Origin of the sequence: Shimia sp., assembly GCF_039969785.1 — a bacterium.
Classification (GTDB): Bacteria; Pseudomonadota; Alphaproteobacteria; order Rhodobacterales; family Rhodobacteraceae; genus Shimia.
On the sequence record NZ_JBDVNC010000020.1, the window covers coordinates 21,026 to 46,688 of the forward strand.

Consider the following 25,663-nt stretch of genomic DNA (forward strand, 5'->3'; position numbering starts at 1 on the left):
TTTATGACTGCCCACACCCGCGCCCTCGCCGTTCATCTCTTCACTGCCACAGGCGCGGTGTTTGCTATGCTGGCCATGCTCGCAGCCGTGGATGGCAAATGGAGCCTGATGTTCCTGTGGCTGGTGGTCGCGTTTGTCGTAGACGGGTTCGACGGCCCGCTGGCGCGCCGCTATGACGTCAAGAAATACGCTGGCGAATTTGATGGCGTTCTACTTGATTTGATCATCGACTACCTGACCTATGTCTTCATTCCCGCCTTTGCCCTGTTCAAATCGGGTCTCATGGCGGGCTGGACCGGTTGGGTTGCGATCATCGTGATCACCTTTACCTCGGCGCTCTACTTCGCTGACACACGCATGAAAACAAATGACAATTCCTTTTCCGGCTTCCCCGGATGCTGGAATATGGTGGTGATTGTAATCTTTGCGGTTGAGCCGAATTTCTGGGTCAGCCTCGCAATGGTCACGCTGCTGGCCATCGCCATGTTCCTGCCGATCAAATTCGTGCATCCGGTGCGCACCGATCGCTGGCGTGTTGTGTCACTTCCCATGGCAATCGCGTGGACATTTTTTGCAGGCTGGGCCGCGTGGGTGAACTTCCACCCCGAAAGCTGGGCGCACTGGGGATTGGTTGCGACATCGCTCTATCTCATACTGGCCGGCGCCGCCCAACAGCTCATATATCACGAAAAACTCTGACCTGCCGTCAGCTGTGTTTCGCAATAAACGCCAACGCCTCGTCGCACATGCTGTCAAATGTCGGCGTGCCTTCGACAATAAAATGGTTTTCGCCCGGTAGCTCGACATATTCCGCACCATCGATCAATCGTGCGATCAATCGACCTTCTGACGCCGGTGCCACACGATCCCCAACCGCGTGCAGAACCAGAACAGGTACCGTCAGCTTTTTTGCGTCTTCGCTGACATCCATCAAACCGTTCATCTCAAAAATGCGCAACGCGTTGTCCGGTGAAACACTCACCCGCTGCAATTCGTCAAAGGCTTTCTGCAGGTCTGGCCCGACTTCCGGCGCAAAACTCGACGTAAAAAACTGCCGGAAAATTGGATTGGTCGCACCCCAGCCATCCCGGATCATCCGGCAAGCTGTTTCATAAAGCATCGTCTGTTCCTGGGTTTTACGCGCCAACCGGCCGCGCACATACCCACCCCAGATCACGATGCAACTTACCTGATCCGGGTGCGCCAACGCATAACGCACCGAAAACCCGGCCCCCTGACTGGCACCAAACAGCGCAAACCGCTCCAACCCGGCAGCCGCAACGACCGCCTCCATATCTGCCAGCATCGCCGCTTCGGATATCTCCGGAACCTCCCAATCCGAAAGCCCGTTGCCACGCTGGTCAAACCGCACCAGCCGCACCTCGTCGGTAAAGCGTTCCAAAAACCCGGACCACATCGGGTTGCCCCATTCATATTCCAGATGGGTCATCCAGTTGGGTGCCTTTAAGACCGGCACGCCCCTGCCAACATCCGCCCAGGCAATCTGGACTCCGTCCGCCGATGTGGCGTATCGCACCCGCTGACTGTGGGCCGTGTCGTGGATGTCCACCGTCGCAGGCGCCTCACTTTGCCACTGCCAGACGCGGATGGGGCGCGAAAGGTTTTTGACCCGCTGCTGCCCCATGTCACGGAAATAGCCGCCCAACCGGTCCAGAACAGTCTGATGCACAATGTCCGAAATACACACGCTGCCCGGCTCTGCCAGCGCCTCCAATCGCGCCGCGACGTTGACACCGTCTCCAAAGATATCGCCATCCTCAAAGATAACGTCACCAATATTGACCCCGACACGGTACTGTATCCGGTGGTCAGGATCGCTGTCCGCCTCGCGCCGCTGCATGTTTTCCTGAATGTCGATGGCGCACCGCACCGCGTCCTGTGCCGAAGCAAACTCGGCCAGCATCCCGTCGCCCGTGGTTTTGACAATCCGCCCCCGGTTGCGCGCAATTTCGGGGTCAATCAATTCAACACGATGTCGCTTCTGACGCACCAGAATGGCTTCTTCATCCGCTTCCATCAATCGCGAATAGCCCACCATATCGGCAGCAAGAATGGCGGCAAGACGGCGTTCCATGGGGCGGTCTCCTGTTTTGCGCCTGCTCAGCCTAGCACAGGGCCTGATCCCCACAAAGCGTCAGATCAACAGCCCCCCAGCCTTCTCATGGCGCAACAGCCAGACCTTGCTTTCAACGCCACCCGCGCCGGAAAACCCGGTCAATCCCTTGGCCCCCATCACCCTGTGACACGGGATAATGATCGGGATCGGATTGCCGCCACAGGCTTGCCCAACCGCCTGCGGCATCGCGCCAAGGTCTTTGGCAATCTCGCCATAGGTGCGCGTGTCGCCCAACGGAATAGCCAGCATCGCGTCACACACGGCCTTTTGGAATGCCGATCCGGCGACACGCAACGGCAAATCAAACGGCGCACGCTCGTCGCTAAAATACGCGCTCAATTGGCGCTTGGCTTCGCGCAACAATTCCGACCCTTCCGGTGACGGCTCTGGCGTGCCACCCCAGTCCAGCCGCACAATCGCGCCGCCCTCTTCAACAATCCGCATCGCCCCCAAAGGGCTGTTCATCCACACTTGTTTCATGCCGCCATCCTGCACAACGTAAAAACGCCCCGCAAGCGGGACGTCTTCTTTTGCGCAAGAATCAGAGTGCGGGGCCGGTTTTCCGGGCTCCCCCGCGGGGGCCGGAAAACCGACATGCTTAGCTCAACGCGTCATTACAACGCCCACATACCGCGTCATGCGCGTGGTTGCCGACATCCGGCAGGATCTTCCAGCAACGCTGACACTTTGCGCCGTCTGCCTTTTCAAACACCACACCAACACCCTCGGTTTCCGGCATCCGAAACGCTTCTGCGGGCAACGGATCGCCAGACAGCACAATGTCAGATGTGATGCAGACATCTTCAAAGGCCACGCTCTTGAGCGCATCCAGAACCGCCGCGTCACGAACATGCACCACCGGTGCCGCTTCCAGCGACGCGCCAATGACTTTCTCGGTCCGCTGCACTTCCAACGCCGCTGTCACAACCCGACGCACGTCACGCACCTGTGCCCATTTTGCCGCCAGCGGTTCGTCCAGCCAGTCCGCAGGCGTGTCCGGGAAGTCCTGCAAATGCACCGAGTTCTTGTCACCCGGGAACCGCTCCAGCCACACCTCTTCCATGGTGAAGACAAGGATCGGTGCCAGCCACGTGGTCAGACGTTGGTACACGATGTCCAGAACCGTGCGCGCTGCCCGACGCCGTGCGGTGTCGCCATCGCAATACAGAACGTCCTTGCGAATATCGAAATAGAACGACGACAGGTCCACCGTGGCAAAGTTAAACACGGTCGAAAACACACCCTGAAAATCAAACGCGCCATAGCCGGTGCGCACTTTGTGATCCAACTCCGCCAGACGATGCAGCACCCAGCGTTCCAACTCGGGCATATCTGCGGGGTCCACGCGGTCGGCCTCGCTGAATTCATTCAGCGACCCCAACATAAACCGCATCGTATTGCGCAAACGGCGATAGCTGTCTGCCACACCTTTCAGGATTTCCGGCCCGATACGCTGATCGGCTGTGTAATCGGTCTGCGCCACCCACAGGCGCAGAATGTCGGCGCCATATTGCTGCACAATCTTCTCAGGCACGATGGTGTTGCCCAACGACTTGGACATCTTGTTGCCCTTCTCGTCCAGCGTGAACCCATGCGTCACCACATTGCGATACGGCGCGCGCCCTTTGGTGCCACAAGCCTGCAAAAGCGATGAATGGAACCAACCGCGATGCTGGTCAGTGCCTTCCATATAAACGTCGGCAATCCCGTCCGCGACACCATCTGCGCGATCCCTCAGCACAAATGAATGTGTCGAGCCCGAGTCGAACCAGACATCCAGCACATCAAACACCTGCACCCATTCATCCGCGCTGTACCCATCGCCCAAAAATCGCTGTGCAGCCCCTTCGGCATACCAGCAATCCGCACCTTCGACCTCAAAAGCTGCAACAATCCGGGCATTCACCTCCGGATCACGCAAAAGGAAATCCGGATCATGCGGCATCGCGTCTTTCTTGACAAAACACGTCAACGGTACACCCCATGCGCGCTGACGACTCAGCACCCAGTCGGGCCGCGTTTCGATCATGGAATACAACCGGTTACGCCCTGCGGGTGGGGTCCATTTCACCAGCTTATCTATCGAATTCAGCGCCCGCTGACGAATGGTTTCACCCATTTCGTCCTGCCCGTCCTCAACGTCGCGGTCCACAGCAGCAAACCATTGCGGCGTGTTGCGGAAGATCACCGGCGCTTTTGAGCGCCACGAATGGGGATAGCTATGCGTCACACGTCCGCGTGCAATCAACGCACCAACCCCGGACAGCGCATTGATCACGGCTGTGTTGGCACCGCCTTCCTTGCCCTTGGGCGTGATGATCACTTCACCGCCAAACAGCGGCAGATTAGGCCGGAATGACCCATCTTCGATCACGTTATGGGTCATCAGAAGCCCGTGCTTCACCCCAAGGATAAAGTCATCGGCACCATGGCTGGGGGCCGTGTGCACAAATCCGGTCCCCGCCTCGTCTGTCACGTGGTCACCCGGCAACATGGGCACGTCATAGTCCCACTCACCTTCACCACCCTCAACACCGCGCAGCGGATGCCCACAGATCACCAGATCCAATTGCTCGGCGGATACATCCCGCTTGCGGATATACTCGTCAACCTTGGCGGATTTCATCACCTCTTCGGCCAGATTATCGGCCAAAAGGTAATGATCCCCCTTTTGCGCCCAGTTGCCTTCAGGCGCGGCTGTGACCTTGTAAAGCCCATAAGACAGCGTTGGGTTGAATGCGACCGCCCGGTTTGACGGAATCGTCCAGGGGGTTGTGGTCCAGATCACCACGTTCACACCCAATAGCTGTGACCGCGCCCCGGTTGGCTCCACCGCGCGAACAATCGGGAATTTCACCCAGATCGTGTGGCTCTTGTGATCGTGATACTCGATCTCGGCCTCGGCCAATGCGGTCTTTTCAACCGGCGACCACATCACAGGCTTAGAGCCCTGATACAGCGTGCCGTTCATCAGGAACTTCATGAATTCTTCGGCAATCACCGCCTCGGCATGGTAATCCATCGTCAGATAAGGATCAGCCCAGTTGCCGGTGATCCCCAGCCGTTTGAACTCCTCGCGCTGAATATCGACCCATTTATCGGCAAAAGCCCGGCATTCCTGACGGAACTCGACAACGTCAACCGCGTCCTTGTCCTTGCCCTTGGCGCGGTACTGTTCCTCGATCTTCCACTCAATCGGCAAACCGTGACAATCCCAGCCCGGCACGTATCGGCTGTCAAACCCCATCATCTGATGCGACCGCACGATCATATCCTTGATCGTCTTGTTCAACGCGTGACCGATATGCAAATGCCCGTTGGCATAGGGCGGACCATCATGCAGCGTGAACGGTTCGCGGCCTTCTTTCTCGCGCAGCTTGTCATAAACCCCAATCTGCGCCCAACGGTCCAGCCAGCCGGGTTCGCGCTTGGGCAATCCGGCGCGCATTGGGAAATCAGTTTTGGGCAGGTTCAGCGTGTGTTTGTATTCAGGGGTGTCGGCGCACATGTGTGGCGTCCTTCATCTGTCAGTTCGTATCAGTATCAGGGATTTGGGGGCGGCGTGGTATCCCATACGCCTTGTCCCGGCCGCTCGTCTGGTTCAGAGCGCCGGGCAAATAATTCGAATAATGATCGCAGCAAAAGGCATCATCATGCCCGCCTTATAGGCTTGTGTTGGGGCGGGGTCCAGAGCGTCAACCTCGGTGAAATCATGAGATTGATCGCGCCGCCTAAACAGGCACATCCATGCCGCGACCTGTGCGCGAAGACATCTCGATTGCCTCAATGAGGCGATGGGTCTCCAACGCATCCCGGCCCGACACCAGAGGCGCCCGGTTATTCTGGATCGCCTCAACGAAATCTTCGATCACGCCCAGATGTAACCCGTGCGTAGTCACAACCGGCCCAGCCTCGCCAAGATCCCCCTTGTCAACCACCACCGTTTCCCGCACGCCCGACCGCCAAACCAGATCCAGAGACGTGCGGCCCAGGTGCAACGATCCGCGTTCAAAATGCAGTTTGATAACCTCTTTTCCATGCGGAAATGACGCCGTACTCGCCACCAATGACCCGACAGCCCCGCAAACAAACTGCAACCCGGCCACGGCGAAATCTTCTGCCTCCATTTGATGCAAAGGGCTCGTCGCGGTCATCGCCTGCACACGGGCCACCGGTCCAGCAAGGCTAAGGGCAAGGTTGATTGTATGGATCGCCTGCGTCATCAGAACCCCACCGCCATCACGTTCGTAAGTGCCTCGACCCAGCTCGTCATAGTAGGACTGATCCCGCCAAAGCGGCGCCTCGATCTCAACATGCCCCAGTCTGCCCAGCTCACCCCCCGCCACATAGCGCTGCGCCGCCTGCGACGATTCTTGCACCCGGTGCTGAAACAGCATCCCCAGCTTGACGCCAGCACGCTCACAGATATCAACGACATCCTCCGCCTCGCCCGTTGTGCGGGCCACTGGTTTTTCAAGAAGGATATGTTTACCCGCCATCGCCAGTGGTTCAATCAGACTGGCCCGAACACTGGGCGGCGTGGCGACGATCACCATGTGGATTTCAGGGTTATCAACCACACTCGCCAAATCCGCAGAAAACGACGGCGTCGGCCCGGCATAATACTTGGCCAGGTATTTCGCTTTTTCCGGGTGGCGCGAGATGATGCTGATCAGCCGAACCCGATCCTGAGCAGCAGACAGCGCCGCAACATGGGTCTGTGCAATCATACCTGCCCCAATCAATGCGACTCCAACGCGTTGAGCACCAGGTGATTTGGACATGACCTCTCCCTTCAGAATTCTGCATTTGCCGGGCGACCCCACGGCTGCCCCGGAAATAGCATATCTGCCAAAGGCTTGTAAGTTATGGCCCGCGCATTGAAGCAACAAGGCTGGCGTCTTGCTTCAGTCTATGTCTTTCTGGCCAGACTTTCGCACTTGCCCAAGGCCCACGCATGTCCACGATACCGCCGCGTTTTGACATCTCCCGCGCAGAAATCGCACGAGTTGTGCACGCCTTTTACGAGTTGATCCGCCAACACCCTGCACTGGGACCAGTCTTTGCAGCGCATGTCACCGACTGGCCCGCGCATGAGGAAAAGATCACCCGGTTCTGGGCCAATGCGATTCTTTTTGAGCGCAGCTATGACGGCAATCCGGCGCAGATCCACAAAGACGCGAAAAACGTCCGGCCCGGCATGTTCGAACCATGGCTCGCCCTGTTTGACCTGACCCTGCGCCAGGAACTGACCAAAGATCAGGCTGCCGCATGGTCTGCACTGGCCCACAATATTGGGCGCAGCCTGCGCGCCAGCGTGGTCGAGCGCACCAAAGGGCCAAGCGGCGTACCAATCCTTCGCTAGGTGGATTTGCTATGCGCTGTTCTGACACCGACGCAATACCGACGTGAGACCGACGCAATACCGAAGCGGCTTTAGGCGTGAAACAAAGAGCCCACCGCAAACGCGATCCCGGCGGCGGCGCCACCAATGGCCAGCGTTTCGCACCCGGACCGCCACCAAGGCTCCGGCGACCACCGCGCCTTGAGCGCGCCGATGATAAAGAAGACGACACCTGTCATGGTCGCGGACCATCCGAACGCATTCAACATACCGAAAACAAACGGCAATAACGGCACCAATCCGGCCACAAGAAACGCCAGAAACGTCGCAACAGCCGCACGCATCGGGTGTGGATCAACCCCGGCCAACCCATATTCGCCTTCCAGCATCAACTGAATCGCTGCCTCCTCATTGGCTGCAATTGCGTTGGCCGCAGCCTCCAGAACATCGCCCTCAAGCCCTTTCAGGCGCAAAATCTCACGAATCTCGCGCAGCTCGCCTTGCGGGTTTTCCTCAAGATGGCGTTGCTCCACCGCGCGCAACCGTTGCGCATGATCCAGCTCGGCTTTGGTGCCTGAATAATTCCCCGCTGCCATCGAAAAACCGTCGGCCAAAACATTGGCCAGTCCCAGGGCAACAATGATCACCGGCGACAATCCGGCACCGGCGACACCTGCCACAATGGCAAAGGTCGTCACCGACCCATCGATGCCGCCATAGACAACATCGCGCAAATATCCGCGCCCGGGCGGCGCACCAATCCGCGCCTCAACTTCGGTCTGAGAATGCCCGTGTTCCTTCATGCAACCAGCCTGACAAAACTGCGCTATGCCAGCCATGCGTCAGATCAAATACGAGTAAAAAGCCCTGATTTAGCGGGCGTTACCGGTCAAATAGCCCCGTCAGCGCACGTTTAACCAGCCCCGAAACACGCGGCTTTTGACCCTCGCCAAATGGCAAAGGTCGGCACACTTCCATGGCCGCAACCCCGACCCGCGCGGTCAACGCACCGTTCACCAGCCCCTCACCAAACCGGCGGCTCAGCTTGGCCAGCGCGCCGCCCCCTGCCATTGTCCCGATCAGATCGTCGCCCGCCGCCACTGCACCGGTGGCCACCAGATGGGTCATCACGGCGCGAAACAATCGCCAGCTTCCCAGCGTTCCGGCGCGACCTCCGTAGATTTCGGCCACGCGACGGATCATGCGCATATTGGACGTCAACGCCGCGACCACATCGGCCAGCGCCAAAGGCACCAACGCAGTGACGGCCGCCACCTGTCGCGCCGCCGCTTCGACTTCGCGTTGTGCTGCCTGATCCAATGGCGACAACATTTCGGTTTCCGCCAAGTGTAACAGCGCGTCACTATCCATGACCTCGCCGCGTCGCTCGGCGATTCGATCACGTCCCCAGGCCGTATCTGATCGTCCTTTGTAAAACGCCAAAAGCCGGTCAATCACATCACGCGCGTCACTCAGATTACCACTGGCCAGCGCGGTATCCGCCCGCGCCCGCAGCTGATCGACGCGCCGCAAACGCGCAAACCCAGCCAGCTCGCGCACGAACATCGCCATCGCCACCAGCAGTAAGGCCGCGCCAATTCCCGTGACGGTCCAACCCAACACTGGCGAGCGTGTCACCAACCCGGTGACGAAATCCCAGGCCGCAACAGACACAACCGCGCTGATAAAGGCCCCCAACAAGCCCCAGAACCAGCGCGCCAATCGCGAAGGTCGACGCGCACCCAGCCGCGCGGCCACCTGCATTGCCTGTCCCTTCGGGACAATTGGCATCACGTCGGGCACCGGCGCGGCGTCTTCCACCTTAGGCTCTGGCTGATCCTCCAGATCGATCAAAACGGGGCCGTTGGTCACAAGCGATCTCCAATCAAGAACTGCGCGGCCCGATCCAGCCGGATATGTGGCGGCCCCTCTCCGGGGCGCAGGCTCAGCGGGGCGGGCGCGAATTTCATCACTTCATAATCCTGATCCAGCCACGCCTCCGCGCCCTGGCGCGCTGGCACCAGCAACGCCGCCGGATCGTCTGGCAAAGCCCCCGGATAAAACGCGGCCTGCCGTCCGTTATCCAAAAGCCGACCGCGCACGCAATCCAAATCGCGCCCGCCATGTTGCACAGTTTCTTCCACAGTTGCCCGCACCGACGCCAGCGACACAGCCGACGTATCCGCCCCGGCAAACTGCGCCCGGTCAGCTGCGTCTCGGGTCAGCGCCTGCATAATGCCGGTCAGTTGCGGATGCTGGCTGTGGTGCAAATGATCCGCCTTGGTCGCGGCAAACAGTATTTTTTCCACCCGTTTGCCCAGCAACATGCGGCTCAGAAATGCATTTCGCCCGGGTCGAAATGCGGCCAGTGTCTCTGCCAGCCCGGCACGCAAATCTTCCACCGCGCGCGGGCCGTTGTGGATCGCGCCCAGCGCATCCACCAACACCACCTGCCGATCGATCCGGCTAAAATGGTCGCGAAAAAATGGCTTCACGACCCTCGCCTTATAGGCTTCAAACCGCCGTTCAAACGCCCGCCACAGCGATTTCCGCGACGGCTTTGCCAGGTCTGGCAGCGGTGCAAATGTCAGGACAGGCGATCCCTCAAGGTCTCCGGGCAATAAAAACCGCCCCGGCGTGCAATCATAATATCCCGACGCCCGCGCCGCGTGCAAATATCTGGTAAAGCTCTCGGCAAGCAATTTTGCCTGTACCTCGTCCAGATCCAGTCCCGCGTCTCCCGATGCTACAATGCCACGATATTCTGCTGCTTCTGATCGTGCCTCAATCCGGGACAACACGTCCCGGCTCCACTCGGCATAGCTTTTGTCCAGCAACGCCAGATCCAGCAGCCATTCACCGGGATAGTCTACAATATCCAGATGCACCGTGCGCGGCCCCTGAAGGCCGGACAGCAACCCTGCCGGACGCACCCGGAACGACAGACGCAATTCGCTGATCGTGCGCGTGCTGTCGGGCCAATGCGGCTCGGGTCCTGTCAAGGCTTCCAGATGTCGCTCATAGTCAAACCGGGGCACCGTATCGTCGGGCTGAGGTTGCAAAAACGCGGCCTCAATGCGACCCTCAGACGCTGCCACAAGCTGCCCCATGCGCCCGCGATCCATCAGATTGGCCACCAGCGACGTGATGAATACTGTCTTGCCGGATCGTGCCAAACCAGTCACGCCCAACCGGATCACCGGTTCGAAAAAAGTCTCTGAAACTGTGTCGCCCACGGCTTCAAAGCCGCGCGTGACGCTGTCAGCGAGTGAGGAAATGACCACTCTGTTGGTCCTTTTGCCTGTTTCGCCAGAAACCTAAGCTCTGTCGCGCCGGTTTTCCAGTGGGTTAAGGCGGGTTCAGTTTCCCCCTTGAATGGTCTATCGCTCGGATTATGCCCAGATATGCGCTTCAGATCGAATACCACGGAAAACCGTTTGCCGGATGGCAACGTCAGGCCGATCAACCGTCGGTGCAAGGCGCCATTGAACAGGCGCTGGCCTGTCTTGAACCGGGGCCGCACACGATTGCCGCTGCGGGGCGCACGGACTCCGGTGTGCATGCTTTGGCGCAAGTTGCCCATTGCGATTTGGACAAAGACTGGGACGCATTCCGACTGTCCGAAGCGTTGAATCACCATCTTAAGCCCGCCCCTGTGGCCATTGTGGCGGCCAAAAGGGTCACAGATGACTGGCACGCGCGCTTTTCCGCTGTGGAAAGACGGTATTTGTTCCGCGTCCTGATCCGGCGCGCACCGGCTGCGCATCAGGCCGGGCTGGTGTGGCAGGTCAAACAGGACCTGGATGTCGACGCGATGCAGGCGGGGGCTGACCGTCTGATCGGGCGGCACGATTTCACAACCTTCCGCAGCTCGATCTGTCAGGCTGCCAGCCCCTTGAAAACGTTGGATGAACTGCGCGTCATCAGACACGACACATTGTGGGGTCCGGAAATCCATTTTCACGTGCGAGCCCGGTCCTTTCTGCACAATCAGGTGCGCAGCTTTGTTGGTACGCTGGAGCGTGTCGGGGCCGGCGCGTGGTCGCCAGATGATGTCACCGCCGCGTTAGAGGCATGCAATCGCGCCGCCTGCGGCCCGGTTTGCCCACCCCAGGGACTGTATCTTGCTGGCGTCGGCTATCCACAAGACCCGTTTACCCAAACACCCTCTGCGCCCCTGTAAACAAAGGCCGCACCTCGGCATTGCCTCAGGGGAAACCCTTGACCCGCACCCGTATTCGGGTGCTAGCTGCCAGCCATCCGACCCCAACGAGGCCACACATGTTCCAGCCCGCGATCACAGGCACCGGCGTTTTCACTCCTTCCGAAGTCATCACCAATGATGAACTGGTCGAGGCCTTCAATGCCTATGCCACACTGCACAATGCACGTAATGCCGATGCCATCGCCGCCGGGGATGCACTTGCCATTGAGCCGTCCAACAGCGACTTCATATTCAAGGCGTCCGGCATCGAGCAACGGCACGTGATCGACAAAACCGGAGTGCTGGACCCTGAGGTTATGCACCCACTGCTGCGCCAGCGGCATGATGACGAACCTTCGCTGATGTGCGAAATGGCACTGGATGCCTGCCACAAGGCTTTGAAACAGGCACAAATCGAACCGCAGGACATCGACCTCGTCATTTGCGCCGCATCGAACATGGAGCGGGCTTACCCGGCCATCGCCGTTGAAATTCAACACGAGCTGGGCGCTGGTGGCTTTGCTTTTGACATGAACGTGGCGTGTTCTTCGGCCACATTCGGCATTCAAACGGCAGCAGACATGATCCGGTCAGGCTCTGTCCGGCGCGCCATTGTTGTGAACCCTGAAATCTGCTCGGCCCATCTGGAATGGCGTGACCGGGACTGCCACTTTATTTTTGGCGATGTGGCCACCGCTACGATACTGGAACGCCGTGACGACGCACAAGGGCCCTATTTCGAGATCCTCTCAACCCGATGCGCCACGACATTCTCAAATAACATCCGCAACAATAATGGTTTCCTGCGCCGCTCTCGCCCAGATGGTGTCAAAGACCGCCGAGATATGCAGTTTATGCAAAACGGCCGCAAAGTGTTTAAAGAAGTTTTGCCGATGGTCGCGTCTCACATGCTGGCTCACCTTAATGACGAAGGTATGGATCGTGACGCGTTGCGCCGCCTCTGGTTGCATCAGGCCAACAAGACCATGAACGATTTCATCGGCAAAAAGGTGTTGGGCCGCACACCCGCTCCGGGCGAACAGCCCAATATCCTTCAGGACTATGCGAACACATCCTCGGCGGGCTCCATTATTGCCTTCTCAAAATACTCAGATGACCTTTTGCCAGGCGACCACGGAATGATTTGTTCCTTTGGCGCCGGATACTCTGTTGGTTCTGTATTGATTCGACGTCAATCATCCCAATGATTCGGCTGCAGACCGCTAAACCGCGTCAGCCTCATGTCAGTAATGACAGTCAAACCGTCAAAAGCTGTAAGTAATGACAGTCTATAGTCACCCAATAGTTTGGGTTTCCCTACCAGACACCATCGATGCCCTAGGGTAAGCTTTATCTCGGAAGGCGCGAATGAGCACATGGTCACTTCCCCAGGTGATCGCAAAATTCGCAAATGGTGTCATCTTTGACTAGTCCGACTTCCACTCTGTGCTGTCCCGTGCAGAGCGGTGATCGAAGCGCACACCCGTGCACATCGGTTTTCCTTTAGGTCATTTTAGCATGATCGGGTGTCTCGGTTTACCGGGGCACCCTATATTTTTCCGGGACAGTCACGGTCCCAAATAAAAATCAGCGGTGTCGGACTTTACCATTCCCAGCTTCGGAAATACCCATTTCCACAAGAACGGAATCCTCGTCATCTGACAAATGGCTCAATGGATCGGGCAAAAGCCCCATACTCATCGCAAGCGCGGCCAACTCTGCCCGGTTTCCCAGGCCCGTCTTATTCAGAATCTGCTTCATGCGCTGACGCACAGCGGATACCGTTACGCCCAGTTCTTCAGCTATATTTTTGTCCTGCATGCCGGTACCGATCATTTTCAGCAATTCCAGCTGCTTGTCGGAAATTGCATTTCGCTCGGTGAATTCAGACGAAAAATGCATCATATAGCGATGATGTCCCATAACCGCAGCGGTGTTCAGCACCCAGCCCTGGGTCTGAATAATGTGTTTCATCTCGCGCTTTGATTGTCCCCCGCCAAACGTAAGCAACGCGGATTGCGGAGGCGCATGTACCCGCAATGGGATCGAGAACCCCGACCTTATGCCACGCGCTGCGGCCTCGCGCAAAACCTTGTAACGTTCTTCGGGAATGTGGTGGTATTCATCCACAAATTCCAACCCCACGGCAATCGGCGTCAGACAGTGCATGGCATGGGTGCGAAAATACGACCACTTTGCCAGATCGGGATTTTTATTTACCGCATGCAACCAAGTTGAATCATAAGACGTTCGAATGAAAAGGGTCTTTTTCCAGTTGACGTAATTGCTGGCTGAAATGAAATCGATATAGGGCAGGTTCAGCGTGCGCCCCAGCGATACAATCAACCGCCAAACGTCCGACGAATGCGTCGTCCCTTCCAAATCTACCAAGAAATTCTGAAGTATTTCAGGTACATGGCGTTCCGCATCAATCAGCGGCCGGCGTGTAACCTCCCTAACCATCGGCTAGATCGTTTCCTCTTCGAGGTGTAACTTCATGTCAACCAGCACCTGCTGCAACGCCATTGTTTCACGCAACAAACGCTTGGCTTCGTTCACCGTGATGATGCCATCTTCAATCGATTGGCCGTACTCAGCCATCAATACGGCAAACCGCTGACTCAACGCTACCACATCCGAGTTCACACCGCCTTTGTCATCGGTGTTTCGACGCCGTTCATCATAAGACAGCGTGATCCCTTTAAGCTCAGCCAGAGCCGACGTAACATGCGGATAAGACGATGCTTCTTCCAATGCGGCAACTGCGTCGATCGGCATAAACCGGTCAGTGTGTTCATCATGCGCCGAATAGTATCGACCCAACGTCGCCTTGGATTTGCCCGTCAACTCACACGCCGCTTCAATTCCGACATCCTTGACCAAGGCCTCCGAATGCTTTTTCAGATAGCTCCCGACAACGCTCATACTCATGCTCCGTTCTGACCACGCCCCTAACCGACAGGGGAATGTAACAAGTCTTTTCCCATTAATCACTTACACTGGATTTGTCATTTATCAAATGTCTCGTGACGTCACGGACCGTTGTCAGTATCCGGCACTGTTATGCCGGGCGCCGCGGTTGCGCCTCCTCAGCCCCAAAAGTCGGGGAGGCGCATGCCAGGCCGGTCACTGCGGACGGGTTTTGCCCATCCCCATGAGGTCACTGCCTCTTTGAACCGGTTTCGCACAGGACTGGCTGAGGGAAGGGGAGCGGAAAAAGACGCTCCCCGCCGCGTGTGTGTCAACGCAATTCGCCCCTTGCACCACCAGCGCACACCGGATTATCACCCAGACATGGCCAAGCTGTACTTTCACTATTCAACCATGAATGCCGGTAAATCGACCGTCCTTTTGCAGGCATCGCACAACTATCGCGAAAGGGGAATGCAGACTTATCTGCTGACCGCTCGATTCGATAACCGCGCTGGGGATAGTAAGATTGCGTCCCGCATCGGTATTTCCTGTCAGGCCGATACGTTCGATGCACAATCCGACCTGTTTGCTCAGATTCAAACGCGCATTACACAAGATCCCGTCGCGTGTGTCTTTATCGACGAGGCACAATTCCTGAGCGAAGATCAGGTCTGGCAACTGGCGCGGGCGGTGGATGATCTGGATGTGCCGATCATGTGTTATGGGCTGCGCGTGGACTTTTTGGGCAAGCTGTTCCCAGGCTCGGCCGCTTTGCTGGCACTTTCAGATGAAATGCGCGAAGTGCGCACAATCTGCCACTGCGGAAAAAAGGCCACAATGGTTGTGCGACAGGACGCGTCAGGAAATACCCTGCAAGAAGGCGCTCAAGTCCAGATTGGCGGCAACGAATCCTATGTGTCGCTGTGCCGTCGCCACTGGCGCGAAGCGATGGAAGACCCGGCGACTTCGACTGCCACAAAAGACATCTCCTCCGCCAGGGCGGGTTAAAACACTTCAGGATTTTACGACCAGATGCGCGGATGGGCGGCTTGCCCCTCGGCAGACCGCTTTCTATAAGCAGACCAGTCGCCTCTCTGGGAGCCCGGTCATGACTTTCCGCCAAAAACACCTTCTCGGGATAGAGCATCTGCACCCCGACGAGATCACAACCCTGCTTGATCTCGCCGACCAGTATGTCGATCTGAACCGGCGCGACGTCAAACATTCGGACGCGCTGACCGGACTGACTCAGATCAACATGTTCTTTGAAAACTCGACCCGCACCCAGGCCAGCTTTGAGCTGGCAGGCAAACGGCTGGGCGCGGATGTGATGAACATGGCGATGCAGGCCAGTTCCATCAAAAAGGGCGAAACCCTGATTGATACCGCCATGACTCTGAACGCGATGCACCCCGACCTTCTGGTCGTGCGCCATCCGCATTCCGGCGCTGTTGATTTGTTGTCGCAAAAGGTGAATTGCGCCGTTCTGAATGCGGGCGACGGGCGTCACGAACACCCGACTCAGGCATTGCTGGACGCGCTGACCATCCGCCGTTCCAAAGGACGCCTGCACCGCCTGAACATTGCGATTTGCGGCGATGTCGCCCATTCGCGTGTGGCGCGCTCGAACCTGATCCTGCTGGGTAAAATGGAAAACCGGATCCGTCTGGTTGGCCCGCCCACGCTGGTGCCTTCCAGTTTTGCCGAATTCGGCGCTGAGATTTATGAAGATATGGAAGAAGGTCTGCGGGATGTGGATGTGGTGATGATGCTGCGCCTTCAGAAAGAACGCATGGATGGCGGCTTTATTCCTTCTGAGCGCGAATATTATCACCGCTACGGGCTGGATGCTGCAAAGCTGAAAGTGGCCAAGCCGGATGCCATCGTGATGCATCCCGGCCCGATGAACCGTGGCGTCGAGATCGACGGCGAGATTGCCGACGACATCAACCGCTCGGTCATTCAGGAACAGGTTGAAATGGGCGTCGCTGTGCGCATGGCCGCCATGGACCTGCTGGCGCGAAACCTCAAATCCGCACGCGCGGCCCATTCGATAGAGGTTTAAGATGGAAGATCCCAAAGATCCACGCGCCTCTGGCATGGTCGCCATGGTTGCCCTGATCGTGATGTTTGCGCTTGTGGGGCTGATGATCTGGATTGGCGGATGACAGCTCTTGCAGTTGGCGAAAACGAAATTGGGGTGATCCGCGTCTTCGCGCTGGACTTGCCCGAACGCGATCTGCGCAAACTGACCAATCCGGGCAAAACCGATCCAAACCCACAGGCCACCGTGGCCATGCTGGTCGGGCTCGACTGGTTACAGGACGGCGGTTTTGAAATCTTTGACCCGGAAGTGCTGGGCGATCTGGGCCTGTCTGGGTATCTGCGCGACGGCGGCGGCGTTGCCGCGGCTGCCCTGACAAAAGACCAAACCCGCCTTGATGCGGTTCAGGGCCCGGTCCTGATCCTTTATTCAAGGGCGTTCAGCGGTCAGGCCTGTACACTCAAACCTGCGCCATGCCTGTCCCATATCGGCACCTATGCCGAAGACACGCCCCCGGTGCATTTTGAAAAGCTGACCAGCGACGCCTCAGTTGGAGTGGCAACAGGCGCGCCTGGTTCCGACCCGACCAAACCCAACCCTCATCTGACCCTGTTAATGGCCATTCTGGTATTGCCACTACTCGCAATAATCTTAGGTGCCATTTACCTTATGGTGATCCGATGAAGCCCGTAGCCCAGTCAGAATTCTCTGCAGAACCGCCCTTTGTCGACCTGCGCCCTGACGAATCCGTTTTGGCAACATGGCGACCGCAGTTGCGCTACTTCCTCTACAAAGCGGCGTTTGTGTCCGGGCTGACTGCGCTGTGTCTGGGGTCCTGGGCAGAGTTCAGTTTTCAAACGGCGGGGGTGTTGATCTGGCTGGCCTCTCTTGTGGTCTCTGCCCTGTTTTATGCGTTCATTTTTGATGACTTTCAGGAATGGCCCGCCCGGCGTGACGATGTCTGGGTCCTGACCAGTCAGCGCCTTGTGTACTTCAATCCATACGAACAGGAGTTTCCGACGGATATGCCGCTGGATCACATCCTCAAAGTACAGGTCTGGATGTTCTGGGGTGTACGCGTGCGTCTGATCCCGCGCGACCAGATCATGATGCAGTTTCTGCCGGACCGCGCCGGTGTTAAAGTCGCAATCAAAGACGCGCTCGCCAACCTGAAAAGCAGCCCGCAACCACAAGGACCCGTCTGATGAGCCAATCCATGACCCCGGATACGCCGCTGGCCGAAGGTGAAGAAGTGCTGCACAGCCTGCGGGCTGATCGTGCTACATATGTGCGAACCAACGCATGGCTGGCTGCATTTGCGATGGGGGCGGGTATGCTCATCCTGTGGATGCTGGACAATCCTTACGTCTGGACAGGCGCCATTGGCGGTTTGGCTGCCGTGACCGTGCGTGCGTTCTACATGATGTCCGAAGAGCTCTCGGTCCGCTGGGATATAACCAACCAACGGGTACTTGGCCCGATGCAGCGCGCCATTCGTCTGGGCGAGATCAGGACGCTTAAGACAATGGGCTCGGTTGTTCAGATCGTGACACAATCTGGCGACAAACACCTGATCAAATATCAGGCCTCTCCCAAAGACACGGTTTCCCTCATCCGCCGCGCCAAAGACACAGGTGCAGCATGAAAGACGGCTGGGAAGGTCTCTTGGATCCGGACGAAAAAATCCAGTGGCAGGGTCGCCCGGACGGAGCCTTTACTTTTAACTGGGATCACGGCATCCCGTTTATCTTCGGCCTGTTCTTTGCCGGGTTCGCGCTGTTCTGGATGATCATGGCTGCGCAGGGCAGCGGCGGGTTCTGGATGTTCGGCCTGTTACATTTTTTGGTCGGTCTCGGCATCGCACTGGGCCCGGTCTTCTGGCCAACTTGGCAGCGACGTCACACCTGGTACACCCTGACAAACAAGCGCGCCTTTATTGCCAGCGACCTGCCTCTCAAAAACAAACGGCTTGACAGCTATCCCATCACAGCCGGAACGGTTTTTTCATTCTACGATGAACCCCTCGCCACCATTCACTTCGCCGAAACCTCCAAGCGCACGAAAAAAGGCACCCATACGGTTAAAATCGGCTTTGAACGCATTCCCGAAGGACGCAAAGTGCTCAGCTTGATGCGTGACATTCAGGACAAAGCCCGGCAAAAGCAGCACGACGTAAAGAGAGAGCCTTGATGACCACGCTTTTCACCAATGCCCGCCTGATCGACCCTGAAACCGGTACCGATGCCCCCGGCTGGTTGCTGGTGGAAAACGACATGATTGCCGCCTCTGGTTCAGGCGACGCACCCGACGCATTTGAAACGGTCGACTGCCACGGCAAATGCCTCGCCCCCGGCATTGTCGACATTGGCGTCAAGGTTTGCGAACCCGGAGAACGCCACAAGGAAAGCTACAAGACCGCTGGTCTTGCCGCTGCGGCAGGTGGTGTGACCACAATCGTCACCCGCCCCGATACACTTCCGGCAACAGACACCCCCGAGGCGCTGGAGTTTGTAGAACGTCGCGCCAATCAGGCCGCTCCGGTCAACGTATTGCCGATGGCTGCCCTGACCAAAGCCCGCGCTGGCAAAGAAATGACAGAATTTGGCTTTCTCATGGATGCCGGGGCAATTGCGTTTACCGATTGCGACCATGTTGTCACCAACACCAAAGTGCTCAGCCGTGCCATGACCTATGCGCGCTCGCTTGGCGCGCTGGTGATTGCGCATCCTCAGGAACCTGTTCTGTCGGCGGGCACCGCCGCAACGTCAGGCAAATTTGCCGGATTGCGCGGGCTTCCGGCCGTGTCCCCTATGGCGGAACGCATGGGACTGGACCGCGACATTGCGCTGGTCGAAATGACAGGTGTGAAATACCACGCCGACCAGATCACCACCGCTCGCGCCCTGCCCGCCCTGGAGCGGGCCAAGAAAAATGGTTTTGACATTACCGCAGGCACATCGATCCACCATCTCACGCTGAATGAACTGGACGTTGCCGATTATCGCACCTTTTTCAAGATCAAGCCCCCTCTGCGCTCGGAAGACGATCGGCTGGCTGTGATCGACGCGGTCAAAACCGGTCTGATCGATACCATTTCGTCGATGCACACACCGCAAGACGAAGAATCCAAACGCCTGCCCTTTGAAGAGGCCGCCTCGGGCGCTGTGGCTCTGGAAACCTTGCTACCGGCCGCCATGCGGCTCTATCACGGTGGCTATCTGACATTGCCTGAACTGTGGCGCGCGATGGCTCTGAACCCCGCCAACCGGCTTGGGCTTGCATCCGGGCGGATCGCTCATGGCGCACCGGCGGATCTGGTGCTGTTTGACCCTGATGCTCCATTTGTGCTCGACCGTTTCAAGCTTCTGTCCAAATCCAAAAACACCCCGTTTGACGGACAAAGGATGCAAGGTAAGGTGCTGGCGACCTATGTTAGAGGCAAACCTGTATACCGGAGAGACTGATGCCCTCGCTGATCGATCACAGCCTGTTCACGCTCCTGCTCTGGGGAGCGGTTGGGTATCTGTTGGGATCCGTCCCGTTTGGTATGATCATCAGCAGCGCCATGGGCCTGGGCAATCTGCGCAATATCGGGTCCGGGAATATTGGCGCGACCAACGTGCTGCGCACCGGGTCCAAAGGCGCTGCCGCTGCTACCCTGCTTCTGGATGGCGGCAAAGGCGCGGTGGCTGTCCTGCTCGCGCGTGCTGTTGCCGGTGACGGGGCTGCGCAATTGGCTGGCCTTATGGCTTTTCTGGGCCATTGTTATCCGGTGTGGCTGGGCTTCAAGGGTGGCAAAGGCGTGGCCACTTTCCTTGGTATCATGCTGGCGCTGGCCTGGCCGGTTGGCCTTGCCTGTTGCCTGACTTGGCTCGCCACGGCGTTCACGTCTCGTATCTCTTCCCTCTCGGCGTTGGTTGCCGCCGCCGCATCGACCTTCTGGATGGTTGTGCTTGGCCATTCCTACGGGTTTCTTTTGGGGGTGTTGCTTACCTTGATTGTTTTCTGGCGCCATCGCGAAAATATTCGCCGGTTGCGCGCCGGTACCGAGCCATCCATAGGACAGAAATAGCAAATGAGCCCTCACCGCCTTGCCTTGTTTTCTCCTTGGTTTGGACGGTGGCCCGAATGGATTAATCTGCATCTGGAAAGCTGCCGGAGGAATCCGAAAGTGACATGGTTCGTGCCGACAGATCAGGAACCACCCAAAAACCAGCCGCCAAATGTTCGGTTTTTGCCGATGACGATGGCACAGTTTGTCGCGCGCGCCGAACAGACCACCGGACATCACCTGACGCCGGAAAACGCCTACAAGCTGTGCGACTATCGCCCCTTGCTGGGCGAGATGTTTTTCGATGACATCACTGACTTCACCCATTTCGGGTATGCCGACAATGATGTGATCTTTGGCCAGCTCGATTGTGAACTGTCTCAAAACCGACTGGAGACATATGACATCATCTCGGGCCATGGTGACATGCAGGCCGGCCACCTGAGCGTTCTTAAAAATACATCCCGGATACGCAGTGCATGGCGCAGAACACCAAAGTGGAAGTCCAAAGTCCTGCCGCCCAGCCACTTTGCCTTTGACGAAGGCCGGTTTGGGCGCCACCTCAACCCGTATAAATGGCACCCTCCCTGGCGACGTTACAAGGTGCTCTGGCACGAGATGCACTCAATGCCGGACCGCGCCCCTGTGTGGCTGGACGGCGGTCCGAACCCCACTGAGTTTCATTGGAAAAATGGCATCCTGACCGAGCCACGTTGCGCAAAACCGCAATATGCCTATTTGCATTTCATGTTGTGGCGTGACCGACGGCATCGACATGGTACGCCTGCCCCGTGGGAAGCTCTTTTATCTGTCATGAAAATCGCCTGGCGCGACGCCGCAGAAAAAGGGTTCGTGATTTCGCACAACGGCTTTACACTCTGACCAACAAGGTAGGTCGGCATGCAAACGCCCCCATCGACAGGCCCGCATAACTCCACCGCACGGCGCAGCCTGCGCGCGCGTCTTGGTTTGCCTGTGTCTGTACGTGTCGGCCTGCCCATCGCCTATAGTGCGGCCCTTCTTCTGGCCCCTTTCGCGGTTGCAGCACTTGGGTTCTGGGCGATGCTGATCCCTGTGTTTGCCATCTGGTTCGGCGCCATACCTTACCTGTGCCTTGCCGGGCCGTTTTTTGCGTTGGCCCTGACTCGCTACGAACCGGACCCGTTTACCTTTGCCCTGATCGCCCTGTTTCTGAACGTCGCCTCCCCACTACCATTTGCGCTGTTACTGCTCAGTCTTGGATACCCGCTTGACTGGAGCATAATTGCGCCGCTGTGGCAGTTTGGCTTCTATATAGCGCCGTTCTGGGGTGGTGCTTTTGCCATTCTGTACCGCGGCTTGCGCCACTTGCTGACGGCGCCAACTGACAGCGTCTGATTGCGCGTATCTGCACAACACCTCTGCGTCCAAACACAAACACATCATGTTGTTTTGAATGTGAACAATGGCCCCTCCACATCTGAAACAGGCCAGCGCAATATCGCCCGGCTGATCTTATAAACCCAAGCGTTGCGGAAATTTTCGCCGCATCACCAGATCAAGGACCAAACACATGAACTATGTAAAATCACTAATCACCGGCGCAGCTCTGGCCGCCACCCTGACAACCTCGGCTTTGGCCGCAGGCGTGGACGTGAATGCCACCCCAACCGGTCTTGCCCTGCAAGGGTATGACCCGGTCGCGTACTTCACTGAAAGCGCGCCGACCAAAGGTAACTGGCAAATCACGTCCTCTCATGACGACGCGACCTATCGCTTCGCCAACAAAGCCAACAAAGCCGCGTTTGACGCTGACCCGGACGCTTATCTACCCCAATACGGTGGCTACTGTGCCTTTGCCACCGCGATGGGATTCAAAGCTGACGGTGATCCAACCGTGTGGAAAATCGTAGAGGGCGAATTGTTCCTGAACCTCGCCCCCGAAGTTCAGGTACGCTGGGAAACTGACATTCCGGGCTTTATTGTCAAAGCAGACGCACAATGGGTCGATATCGAAGACAAAGACCCCGCGATCTTGCAAAACTAAGTATCAAGGAGCCTGCCCCCAGCGGTCAGTACAACAGAAAAAATTGCGATCCGCCAATCCATTGGCGGGTCGTTTTTTTTGTAGATATTAGGTGGTGGCAGACCAATCCAAACGCATCTCGGATGGGCAGTTGATATCGGGACTGATCTATAAGTAGCAAACAGAGGTGCGCTTTGTTATCGACAGGCGTTACAACCACGCTCTTCCTTTCATAATCGAGTTTCCCCTGACATCACCAGTGTGCGAGCTATTACTGCGACTTGCGGTGGGCGAGTGCCGTAAACCAGTCCGCCACGGCCAGAACCAAAGCAGCAAAAAGCAACATACTCAAGACCGATGCTACTGGCCAAAGGGCCTGTAATTTGGGTGCCTCACCCTGGTTAACCTGAGCGATCAACTTCTGCAGGATCAGCAAGAGCGCGAACACCATCGACACCCCCAATAGTCGATTGCGCAGGGCAACAAAATCAACGCGGCCGCGTCCGTCCTCGGGTTCGGCGTCAGGCGCAAGGCCAGGCAGGAATATTTGATATCCTGTGTGCAACAATAAAAGAACCGCCTGAGCCGCGACCAACACCAGACCTAACGACAGAATGGGGATGAGCGTATCGACTGCATTCATCTGGAATAGCTCTGGCAATCCGTTGAAAAAATCGCGGACAAACTGTACCAACAAAACAATGAGCATCAGAGCCAAACCAAGATACATTGGTGCGAGCAGCCAGCGTGTCGCGGCAATCCCATGATGCACCGTTTTTTCAAATTCTCCGCTCATACTGTCCTCATTTGGTTTCGACATTCACCCTATATTTTAGCGTTTTACCCCAACGAAAGAAGCCGTCGACATACCCCAAAGTTTCTTTCTTTCAGATCAGGTTGCGGCTTGCGAGGTTGCGCATCAGGTGACTGACCCCAAAGGTCCACGGCGTGCATTGTGTCGACAACCGCACAGTATTGCGCAGCGCCCCAAACCCCTCGGAAGATATGGTCACCACATCACCCTGCTTATGAGTAAACCCTTCGCCGGGCACATCGCGATCTTCGGTCGGAGCAAAAAGCGTTCCTAGGAACAACATGAACCCGTCTGGGTATTGATGATGCCGCCCGATTGTCTGGCGCACCAAATCCTCGGGGTCGCGGCTGATTTTTTTCATCGAGGAATGCCCGTGCAACACGTATCCTTCCGGTCCTTGAACCACGAGATCCAGTTCGGCGTTGCGCACGGCATCCAGCGTAAATTGCCCGTCAAAAACACGGATCATCGGCCCAATCGAACAAGAGGCATTGTTGTCTTTGGCCTTGGACAATAGCAGCGCCGAGCGCCCTTCTACGTCCCGTAAATTGACATCATTGCCCAAGGTAGCGCCGATGATGCGCCCGGCAGAGGACACCGCGAGTACGATCTCAGGCTCTGGGTTGTTCCACTTTGAGATAGGATGCAGTCCGACTTCGGCGTTAGGGCCGACCGAAGACAGCGTTTGTGCTTTGGAAAATACTTCGGCATCCGGCCCGATCCCTACTTCTAGGTATTGAGACCACAAACCCTCTTCGATCAGAGCCTCCTTGACCTTAGCCGCTTCGTCCGAGCCAGCCTGAATATTGCGCAGGCTGTCACCAATCAGGTGGCCAATACGCTCGCGAATAGTTTCTGCTGCACCCGGATCGCCCGCGGCCCGCTCTTCGATCACCCGCTCGACCATCGATTGGGCAAAAGTGACGCCACAGGCCTTGACCGCCTGTAAATCGCAAGGAGCCAGAAAATGCAGGCGTTCCATATTTCCAACCGACGCCTCGGATATTTCATCCAGCGATCCCAGATTACGACCCGGAGCTTGCTTCAAATAGGATACCGGATTATTCATCTCGCAAATGTCCCGCACGGTCGGCGCCGCGCGCGACGTGATATCTACAACTTGTCCTTGGCGTAATGTCACCACCGCAGGTCCACTAACTTCGGGATCCCAAATGCGCCCGACAAATAAACCTTCGGCCTCCAGAGTTGTGAGAAATGCACTCATGATCCTGCTCCTGCAATTTGGCTTTCCAGAAACTCTAGTCCGAATTGGTCGGATGGAGTTCACTTTTAAGCTCGGGAATTCAAAAAATGAGAGCCTGGGTTATGCCGCGAGCTTTTCAATCCTTTAGCCTAAACAGGAAGAGCCGCCAAATTAGGCTTAAGGACAAATAATTGAGGTTCAATATGACGTATTCAGGAACAAGCGCTGTTGTAACAGGCGGAGCACAGGGGATTGGCCTCGCAGTGGTCGATGCATTTTTGATAAAAGGCGCAAGGGTCGCGATCTGGGATTCAAACGCGCAAGAAGCGCAGGCAGCAATTGACGCGGTTCCGTCCCGAAAAGGGGCATTAGCCATTCAGTGTGACATCACCGATTGGGAACAAGTGCAGGGCGCGGCGCGGCAAACAGTTGGTGCATTCGGACATATCGACAGTCTTGTAAACAGCGCGGGCGTCGCCGGGGCGATCGCAACAGTCGAAGACTATGACAACGCAACATGGCAGAGCATAATCGACATCAACCTGACCGGTACATATTTGGTGAACAAGGCCGTGATTGCAGGCATGAAGGCGCGCGATTATGGGCGCATCGTCAACATTGCTAGTATCGCCGGCAAAGAAGGCAACCCGAACGCCTGCGCCTATTCCGCGTCCAAGGCAGGCGTGATCGGTTTTACAAAAACACTGGGCAAAGAATTGGCGGATTTTGATATCTCTGTAAATTGTGTAACACCCGCAGCTGCCCGAACCCCGATTTTTGATCAAATGAGCAAAGAGCATATTGACTATATGCTGTCCAAAATTCCACGTGGACGTTTTCTTGAAGTAGCAGAAGCCGCGGCCATGATATCCTGGCTGGCAGGGCCTGAGAATTCCTTTTCGACCGGCGCGGTATTTGATCTGTCAGGTGGGCGCGCCACCTACTAG

At 57.1% G+C, this 25,663-nt stretch carries 27 protein-coding genes; 16 read left to right on the plus strand and 11 right to left on the minus strand.

Features of this window, described 5'->3' with window-relative positions; genetic code table 11:
* Window positions 1-3 precede the first annotated feature (3 nt).
* On the plus strand, window positions 4-699 hold the full coding sequence (locus ABJI08_RS11010; RefSeq protein WP_348401887.1) for a CDP-alcohol phosphatidyltransferase family protein: 696 nt from the start codon (window positions 4-6) through the stop codon (window positions 697-699).
* Between the two features lie 7 nt (window positions 700-706).
* On the opposite strand, the gene ABJI08_RS11015 is transcribed toward ABJI08_RS11010, so the two are convergent.
* From ABJI08_RS11015 to ABJI08_RS11030, 4 genes are all read right to left on the minus strand, one after another.
* Window positions 707-2,095: an alpha/beta fold hydrolase gene (locus ABJI08_RS11015; protein WP_348401888.1), complete on the minus strand. Its 1,389-nt coding sequence runs from the start codon at window positions 2,093-2,095 to the stop codon at window positions 707-709.
* Between the two features lie 60 nt (window positions 2,096-2,155).
* Window positions 2,156-2,617 (minus strand): methylated-DNA--[protein]-cysteine S-methyltransferase, encoded by a 462-nt coding sequence (locus ABJI08_RS11020; protein ID WP_348401889.1) that lies wholly within the window; start codon window positions 2,615-2,617, stop codon window positions 2,156-2,158.
* A 118-nt stretch (window positions 2,618-2,735) separates the two neighbouring features.
* The gene (gene ileS / locus ABJI08_RS11025; protein ID WP_348401890.1) at window positions 2,736-5,645 is read right to left on the minus strand and encodes an isoleucine--tRNA ligase; all 2,910 of its coding nucleotides are present in this window, start codon (window positions 5,643-5,645) and stop codon (window positions 2,736-2,738) included.
* 223 nt (window positions 5,646-5,868) lie between these two features.
* A complete protein-coding gene (locus ABJI08_RS11030; RefSeq protein ID WP_348401891.1) occupies window positions 5,869-6,921 on the minus strand; it encodes a Gfo/Idh/MocA family oxidoreductase in 1,053 nt (350 codons plus the stop codon).
* A gap of 173 nt (window positions 6,922-7,094) precedes the next feature.
* Between ABJI08_RS11030 and ABJI08_RS11035 the strand changes: the two genes are divergently transcribed.
* A complete protein-coding gene (locus tag ABJI08_RS11035; RefSeq protein WP_348401892.1) occupies window positions 7,095-7,502 on the plus strand; it encodes a group III truncated hemoglobin in 408 nt (135 codons plus the stop codon).
* Window positions 7,503-7,573: 71 nt separating this feature from the next.
* Here ABJI08_RS11035 and ABJI08_RS11040 read toward each other — a convergent pair whose 3' ends face one another.
* The 3 genes from ABJI08_RS11040 to ABJI08_RS11050 form a co-directional block, all read right to left on the minus strand.
* Window positions 7,574-8,284 (minus strand): VIT1/CCC1 transporter family protein, encoded by a 711-nt coding sequence (locus ABJI08_RS11040; RefSeq protein ID WP_348401937.1) that lies wholly within the window; start codon window positions 8,282-8,284, stop codon window positions 7,574-7,576.
* Between the two features lie 79 nt (window positions 8,285-8,363).
* Entirely contained in the window at window positions 8,364-9,353 is a 990-nt protein-coding gene (locus ABJI08_RS11045; protein ID WP_348401893.1) for a TIGR01620 family protein, read from the minus strand.
* Window positions 9,350-10,765: a YcjX family protein gene (locus tag ABJI08_RS11050; protein WP_348401894.1), complete on the minus strand. Its 1,416-nt coding sequence runs from the start codon at window positions 10,763-10,765 to the stop codon at window positions 9,350-9,352. Before ABJI08_RS11050 ends, ABJI08_RS11045 begins: the two co-directional genes overlap by 4 nt.
* 110 nt (window positions 10,766-10,875) lie before the next feature.
* On the opposite strand from ABJI08_RS11050, the gene truA reads away from it, so the two are divergent.
* Entirely contained in the window at window positions 10,876-11,664 is a 789-nt protein-coding gene (gene truA / locus ABJI08_RS11055) for a tRNA pseudouridine(38-40) synthase TruA (RefSeq protein WP_348401895.1), read from the plus strand.
* A 98-nt stretch (window positions 11,665-11,762) separates the two neighbouring features.
* Window positions 11,763-12,893 (plus strand): beta-ketoacyl-ACP synthase III, encoded by a 1,131-nt coding sequence (locus tag ABJI08_RS11060; protein ID WP_348401896.1) that lies wholly within the window; start codon window positions 11,763-11,765, stop codon window positions 12,891-12,893.
* A 379-nt stretch (window positions 12,894-13,272) separates the two neighbouring features.
* Here ABJI08_RS11060 and ABJI08_RS11065 read toward each other — a convergent pair whose 3' ends face one another.
* Window positions 13,273-14,031, minus strand: a complete 759-nt coding sequence (locus tag ABJI08_RS11065; RefSeq protein WP_348401897.1) for a LuxR C-terminal-related transcriptional regulator — start codon at window positions 14,029-14,031, stop codon at window positions 13,273-13,275.
* 120 nt (window positions 14,032-14,151) lie between these two features.
* Window positions 14,152-14,610 carry a hypothetical protein gene (locus ABJI08_RS11070; protein ID WP_348401898.1) on the minus strand — a complete coding sequence of 153 codons (459 nt, stop codon included), beginning with the start codon at window positions 14,608-14,610 and terminating at the stop codon, window positions 14,152-14,154.
* A gap of 369 nt (window positions 14,611-14,979) precedes the next feature.
* Here ABJI08_RS11070 and ABJI08_RS11075 point away from each other — a divergent pair, with 369 nt between their 5' ends.
* The 11 genes from ABJI08_RS11075 (at window position 14,980) to ABJI08_RS11125 (ending at window position 22,719) form a co-directional block, all read left to right on the plus strand.
* On the plus strand, window positions 14,980-15,606 hold the full coding sequence (locus tag ABJI08_RS11075; RefSeq protein WP_348401899.1) for a thymidine kinase: 627 nt from the start codon (window positions 14,980-14,982) through the stop codon (window positions 15,604-15,606).
* Window positions 15,607-15,706: 100 nt separating this feature from the next.
* Window positions 15,707-16,663, plus strand: coding sequence for an aspartate carbamoyltransferase catalytic subunit (locus tag ABJI08_RS11080; protein ID WP_348401900.1), 957 nt, complete (start codon window positions 15,707-15,709; stop codon window positions 16,661-16,663).
* A gap of 99 nt (window positions 16,664-16,762) precedes the next feature.
* Window positions 16,763-17,326: a hypothetical protein gene (locus ABJI08_RS11085; RefSeq protein WP_348401901.1), complete on the plus strand. Its 564-nt coding sequence runs from the start codon at window positions 16,763-16,765 to the stop codon at window positions 17,324-17,326.
* Entirely contained in the window at window positions 17,323-17,847 is a 525-nt protein-coding gene (locus ABJI08_RS11090; RefSeq protein WP_348401902.1) for a hypothetical protein, read from the plus strand. Before ABJI08_RS11085 ends, ABJI08_RS11090 begins: the two co-directional genes overlap by 4 nt.
* Window positions 17,847-18,287 carry a hypothetical protein gene (locus ABJI08_RS11095; protein ID WP_348401903.1) on the plus strand — a complete coding sequence of 147 codons (441 nt, stop codon included), beginning with the start codon at window positions 17,847-17,849 and terminating at the stop codon, window positions 18,285-18,287. The genes ABJI08_RS11090 and ABJI08_RS11095 overlap by 1 nt, the downstream gene beginning before the upstream one ends.
* Window positions 18,284-18,832 carry an aspartate carbamoyltransferase catalytic subunit gene (locus tag ABJI08_RS11100; RefSeq protein WP_348401904.1) on the plus strand — a complete coding sequence of 183 codons (549 nt, stop codon included), beginning with the start codon at window positions 18,284-18,286 and terminating at the stop codon, window positions 18,830-18,832. Before ABJI08_RS11095 ends, ABJI08_RS11100 begins: the two co-directional genes overlap by 4 nt.
* The gene (gene pyrC, locus ABJI08_RS11105; RefSeq protein ID WP_348401905.1) at window positions 18,832-20,106 is read left to right on the plus strand and encodes a dihydroorotase; all 1,275 of its coding nucleotides are present in this window, start codon (window positions 18,832-18,834) and stop codon (window positions 20,104-20,106) included. Before ABJI08_RS11100 ends, pyrC begins: the two co-directional genes overlap by 1 nt.
* A complete protein-coding gene (gene plsY, locus ABJI08_RS11110; protein WP_348401906.1) occupies window positions 20,106-20,714 on the plus strand; it encodes a glycerol-3-phosphate 1-O-acyltransferase PlsY in 609 nt (202 codons plus the stop codon). The genes pyrC and plsY overlap by 1 nt, the downstream gene beginning before the upstream one ends.
* Before the next feature lie 3 nt (window positions 20,715-20,717).
* Complete coding sequence (locus ABJI08_RS11115; RefSeq protein ID WP_348401907.1) at window positions 20,718-21,575, plus strand: DUF6625 family protein; 858 nt, start codon at window positions 20,718-20,720, stop codon at window positions 21,573-21,575.
* 18 nt (window positions 21,576-21,593) lie between these two features.
* Window positions 21,594-22,070, plus strand: a complete 477-nt coding sequence (locus tag ABJI08_RS11120) for a hypothetical protein (protein ID WP_348401908.1) — start codon at window positions 21,594-21,596, stop codon at window positions 22,068-22,070.
* Window positions 22,071-22,245: 175 nt separating this feature from the next.
* Window positions 22,246-22,719 (plus strand): YHS domain-containing (seleno)protein, encoded by a 474-nt coding sequence (locus ABJI08_RS11125; protein ID WP_348401909.1) that lies wholly within the window; start codon window positions 22,246-22,248, stop codon window positions 22,717-22,719.
* A gap of 250 nt (window positions 22,720-22,969) precedes the next feature.
* Here ABJI08_RS11125 and ABJI08_RS11130 read toward each other — a convergent pair whose 3' ends face one another.
* Together ABJI08_RS11130 and ABJI08_RS11135 are read right to left on the minus strand one after the other, a co-directional pair.
* Window positions 22,970-23,494, minus strand: a complete 525-nt coding sequence (locus tag ABJI08_RS11130) for a YqhA family protein (protein WP_348401910.1) — start codon at window positions 23,492-23,494, stop codon at window positions 22,970-22,972.
* 91 nt (window positions 23,495-23,585) lie between these two features.
* Complete coding sequence (locus ABJI08_RS11135; protein ID WP_348401911.1) at window positions 23,586-24,737, minus strand: fumarylacetoacetate hydrolase family protein; 1,152 nt, start codon at window positions 24,735-24,737, stop codon at window positions 23,586-23,588.
* A 182-nt stretch (window positions 24,738-24,919) separates the two neighbouring features.
* Between ABJI08_RS11135 and ABJI08_RS11140 the strand changes: the two genes are divergently transcribed.
* Window positions 24,920-25,663 (plus strand): SDR family NAD(P)-dependent oxidoreductase, encoded by a 744-nt coding sequence (locus tag ABJI08_RS11140; protein WP_348401912.1) that lies wholly within the window; start codon window positions 24,920-24,922, stop codon window positions 25,661-25,663.

What these genes read in the sequence shown, in the direction of transcription:
- ABJI08_RS11010 (WP_348401887.1), top strand. Translation starts at nt 4, where the DNA reads ATGACTGCCCACACCCGCGCCCTCGCCGTTCATCTCTTCACTGCCACA.
- ABJI08_RS11015 (WP_348401888.1), bottom strand. Translation starts at nt 2,095, where the DNA reads ATGGAACGCCGTCTTGCCGCCATTCTTGCTGCCGATATGGTGGGCTAT.
- ABJI08_RS11020 (WP_348401889.1), bottom strand. Translation starts at nt 2,617, where the DNA reads ATGAAACAAGTGTGGATGAACAGCCCTTTGGGGGCGATGCGGATTGTT.
- ileS (WP_348401890.1), bottom strand. Translation starts at nt 5,645, where the DNA reads ATGTGCGCCGACACCCCTGAATACAAACACACGCTGAACCTGCCCAAA.
- ABJI08_RS11030 (WP_348401891.1), bottom strand. Translation starts at nt 6,921, where the DNA reads ATGTCCAAATCACCTGGTGCTCAACGCGTTGGAGTCGCATTGATTGGG.
- ABJI08_RS11035 (WP_348401892.1), top strand. Translation starts at nt 7,095, where the DNA reads ATGTCCACGATACCGCCGCGTTTTGACATCTCCCGCGCAGAAATCGCA.
- ABJI08_RS11040 (WP_348401937.1), bottom strand. Translation starts at nt 8,284, where the DNA reads ATGAAGGAACACGGGCATTCTCAGACCGAAGTTGAGGCGCGGATTGGT.
- truA (WP_348401895.1), top strand. Translation starts at nt 10,876, where the DNA reads ATGCCCAGATATGCGCTTCAGATCGAATACCACGGAAAACCGTTTGCC.
- ABJI08_RS11060 (WP_348401896.1), top strand. Translation starts at nt 11,763, where the DNA reads ATGTTCCAGCCCGCGATCACAGGCACCGGCGTTTTCACTCCTTCCGAA.
- ABJI08_RS11070 (WP_348401898.1), bottom strand. Translation starts at nt 14,610, where the DNA reads ATGAGCGTTGTCGGGAGCTATCTGAAAAAGCATTCGGAGGCCTTGGTC.
- ABJI08_RS11075 (WP_348401899.1), top strand. Translation starts at nt 14,980, where the DNA reads ATGGCCAAGCTGTACTTTCACTATTCAACCATGAATGCCGGTAAATCG.
- ABJI08_RS11080 (WP_348401900.1), top strand. Translation starts at nt 15,707, where the DNA reads ATGACTTTCCGCCAAAAACACCTTCTCGGGATAGAGCATCTGCACCCC.
- ABJI08_RS11085 (WP_348401901.1), top strand. Translation starts at nt 16,763, where the DNA reads ATGACAGCTCTTGCAGTTGGCGAAAACGAAATTGGGGTGATCCGCGTC.
- ABJI08_RS11090 (WP_348401902.1), top strand. Translation starts at nt 17,323, where the DNA reads ATGAAGCCCGTAGCCCAGTCAGAATTCTCTGCAGAACCGCCCTTTGTC.
- ABJI08_RS11095 (WP_348401903.1), top strand. Translation starts at nt 17,847, where the DNA reads ATGAGCCAATCCATGACCCCGGATACGCCGCTGGCCGAAGGTGAAGAA.
- ABJI08_RS11100 (WP_348401904.1), top strand. Translation starts at nt 18,284, where the DNA reads ATGAAAGACGGCTGGGAAGGTCTCTTGGATCCGGACGAAAAAATCCAG.
- pyrC (WP_348401905.1), top strand. Translation starts at nt 18,832, where the DNA reads ATGACCACGCTTTTCACCAATGCCCGCCTGATCGACCCTGAAACCGGT.
- plsY (WP_348401906.1), top strand. Translation starts at nt 20,106, where the DNA reads ATGCCCTCGCTGATCGATCACAGCCTGTTCACGCTCCTGCTCTGGGGA.
- ABJI08_RS11115 (WP_348401907.1), top strand. Translation starts at nt 20,718, where the DNA reads ATGAGCCCTCACCGCCTTGCCTTGTTTTCTCCTTGGTTTGGACGGTGG.
- ABJI08_RS11120 (WP_348401908.1), top strand. Translation starts at nt 21,594, where the DNA reads ATGCAAACGCCCCCATCGACAGGCCCGCATAACTCCACCGCACGGCGC.
- ABJI08_RS11125 (WP_348401909.1), top strand. Translation starts at nt 22,246, where the DNA reads ATGAACTATGTAAAATCACTAATCACCGGCGCAGCTCTGGCCGCCACC.
- ABJI08_RS11130 (WP_348401910.1), bottom strand. Translation starts at nt 23,494, where the DNA reads ATGAGCGGAGAATTTGAAAAAACGGTGCATCATGGGATTGCCGCGACA.
- ABJI08_RS11135 (WP_348401911.1), bottom strand. Translation starts at nt 24,737, where the DNA reads ATGAGTGCATTTCTCACAACTCTGGAGGCCGAAGGTTTATTTGTCGGG.
- ABJI08_RS11140 (WP_348401912.1), top strand. Translation starts at nt 24,920, where the DNA reads ATGACGTATTCAGGAACAAGCGCTGTTGTAACAGGCGGAGCACAGGGG.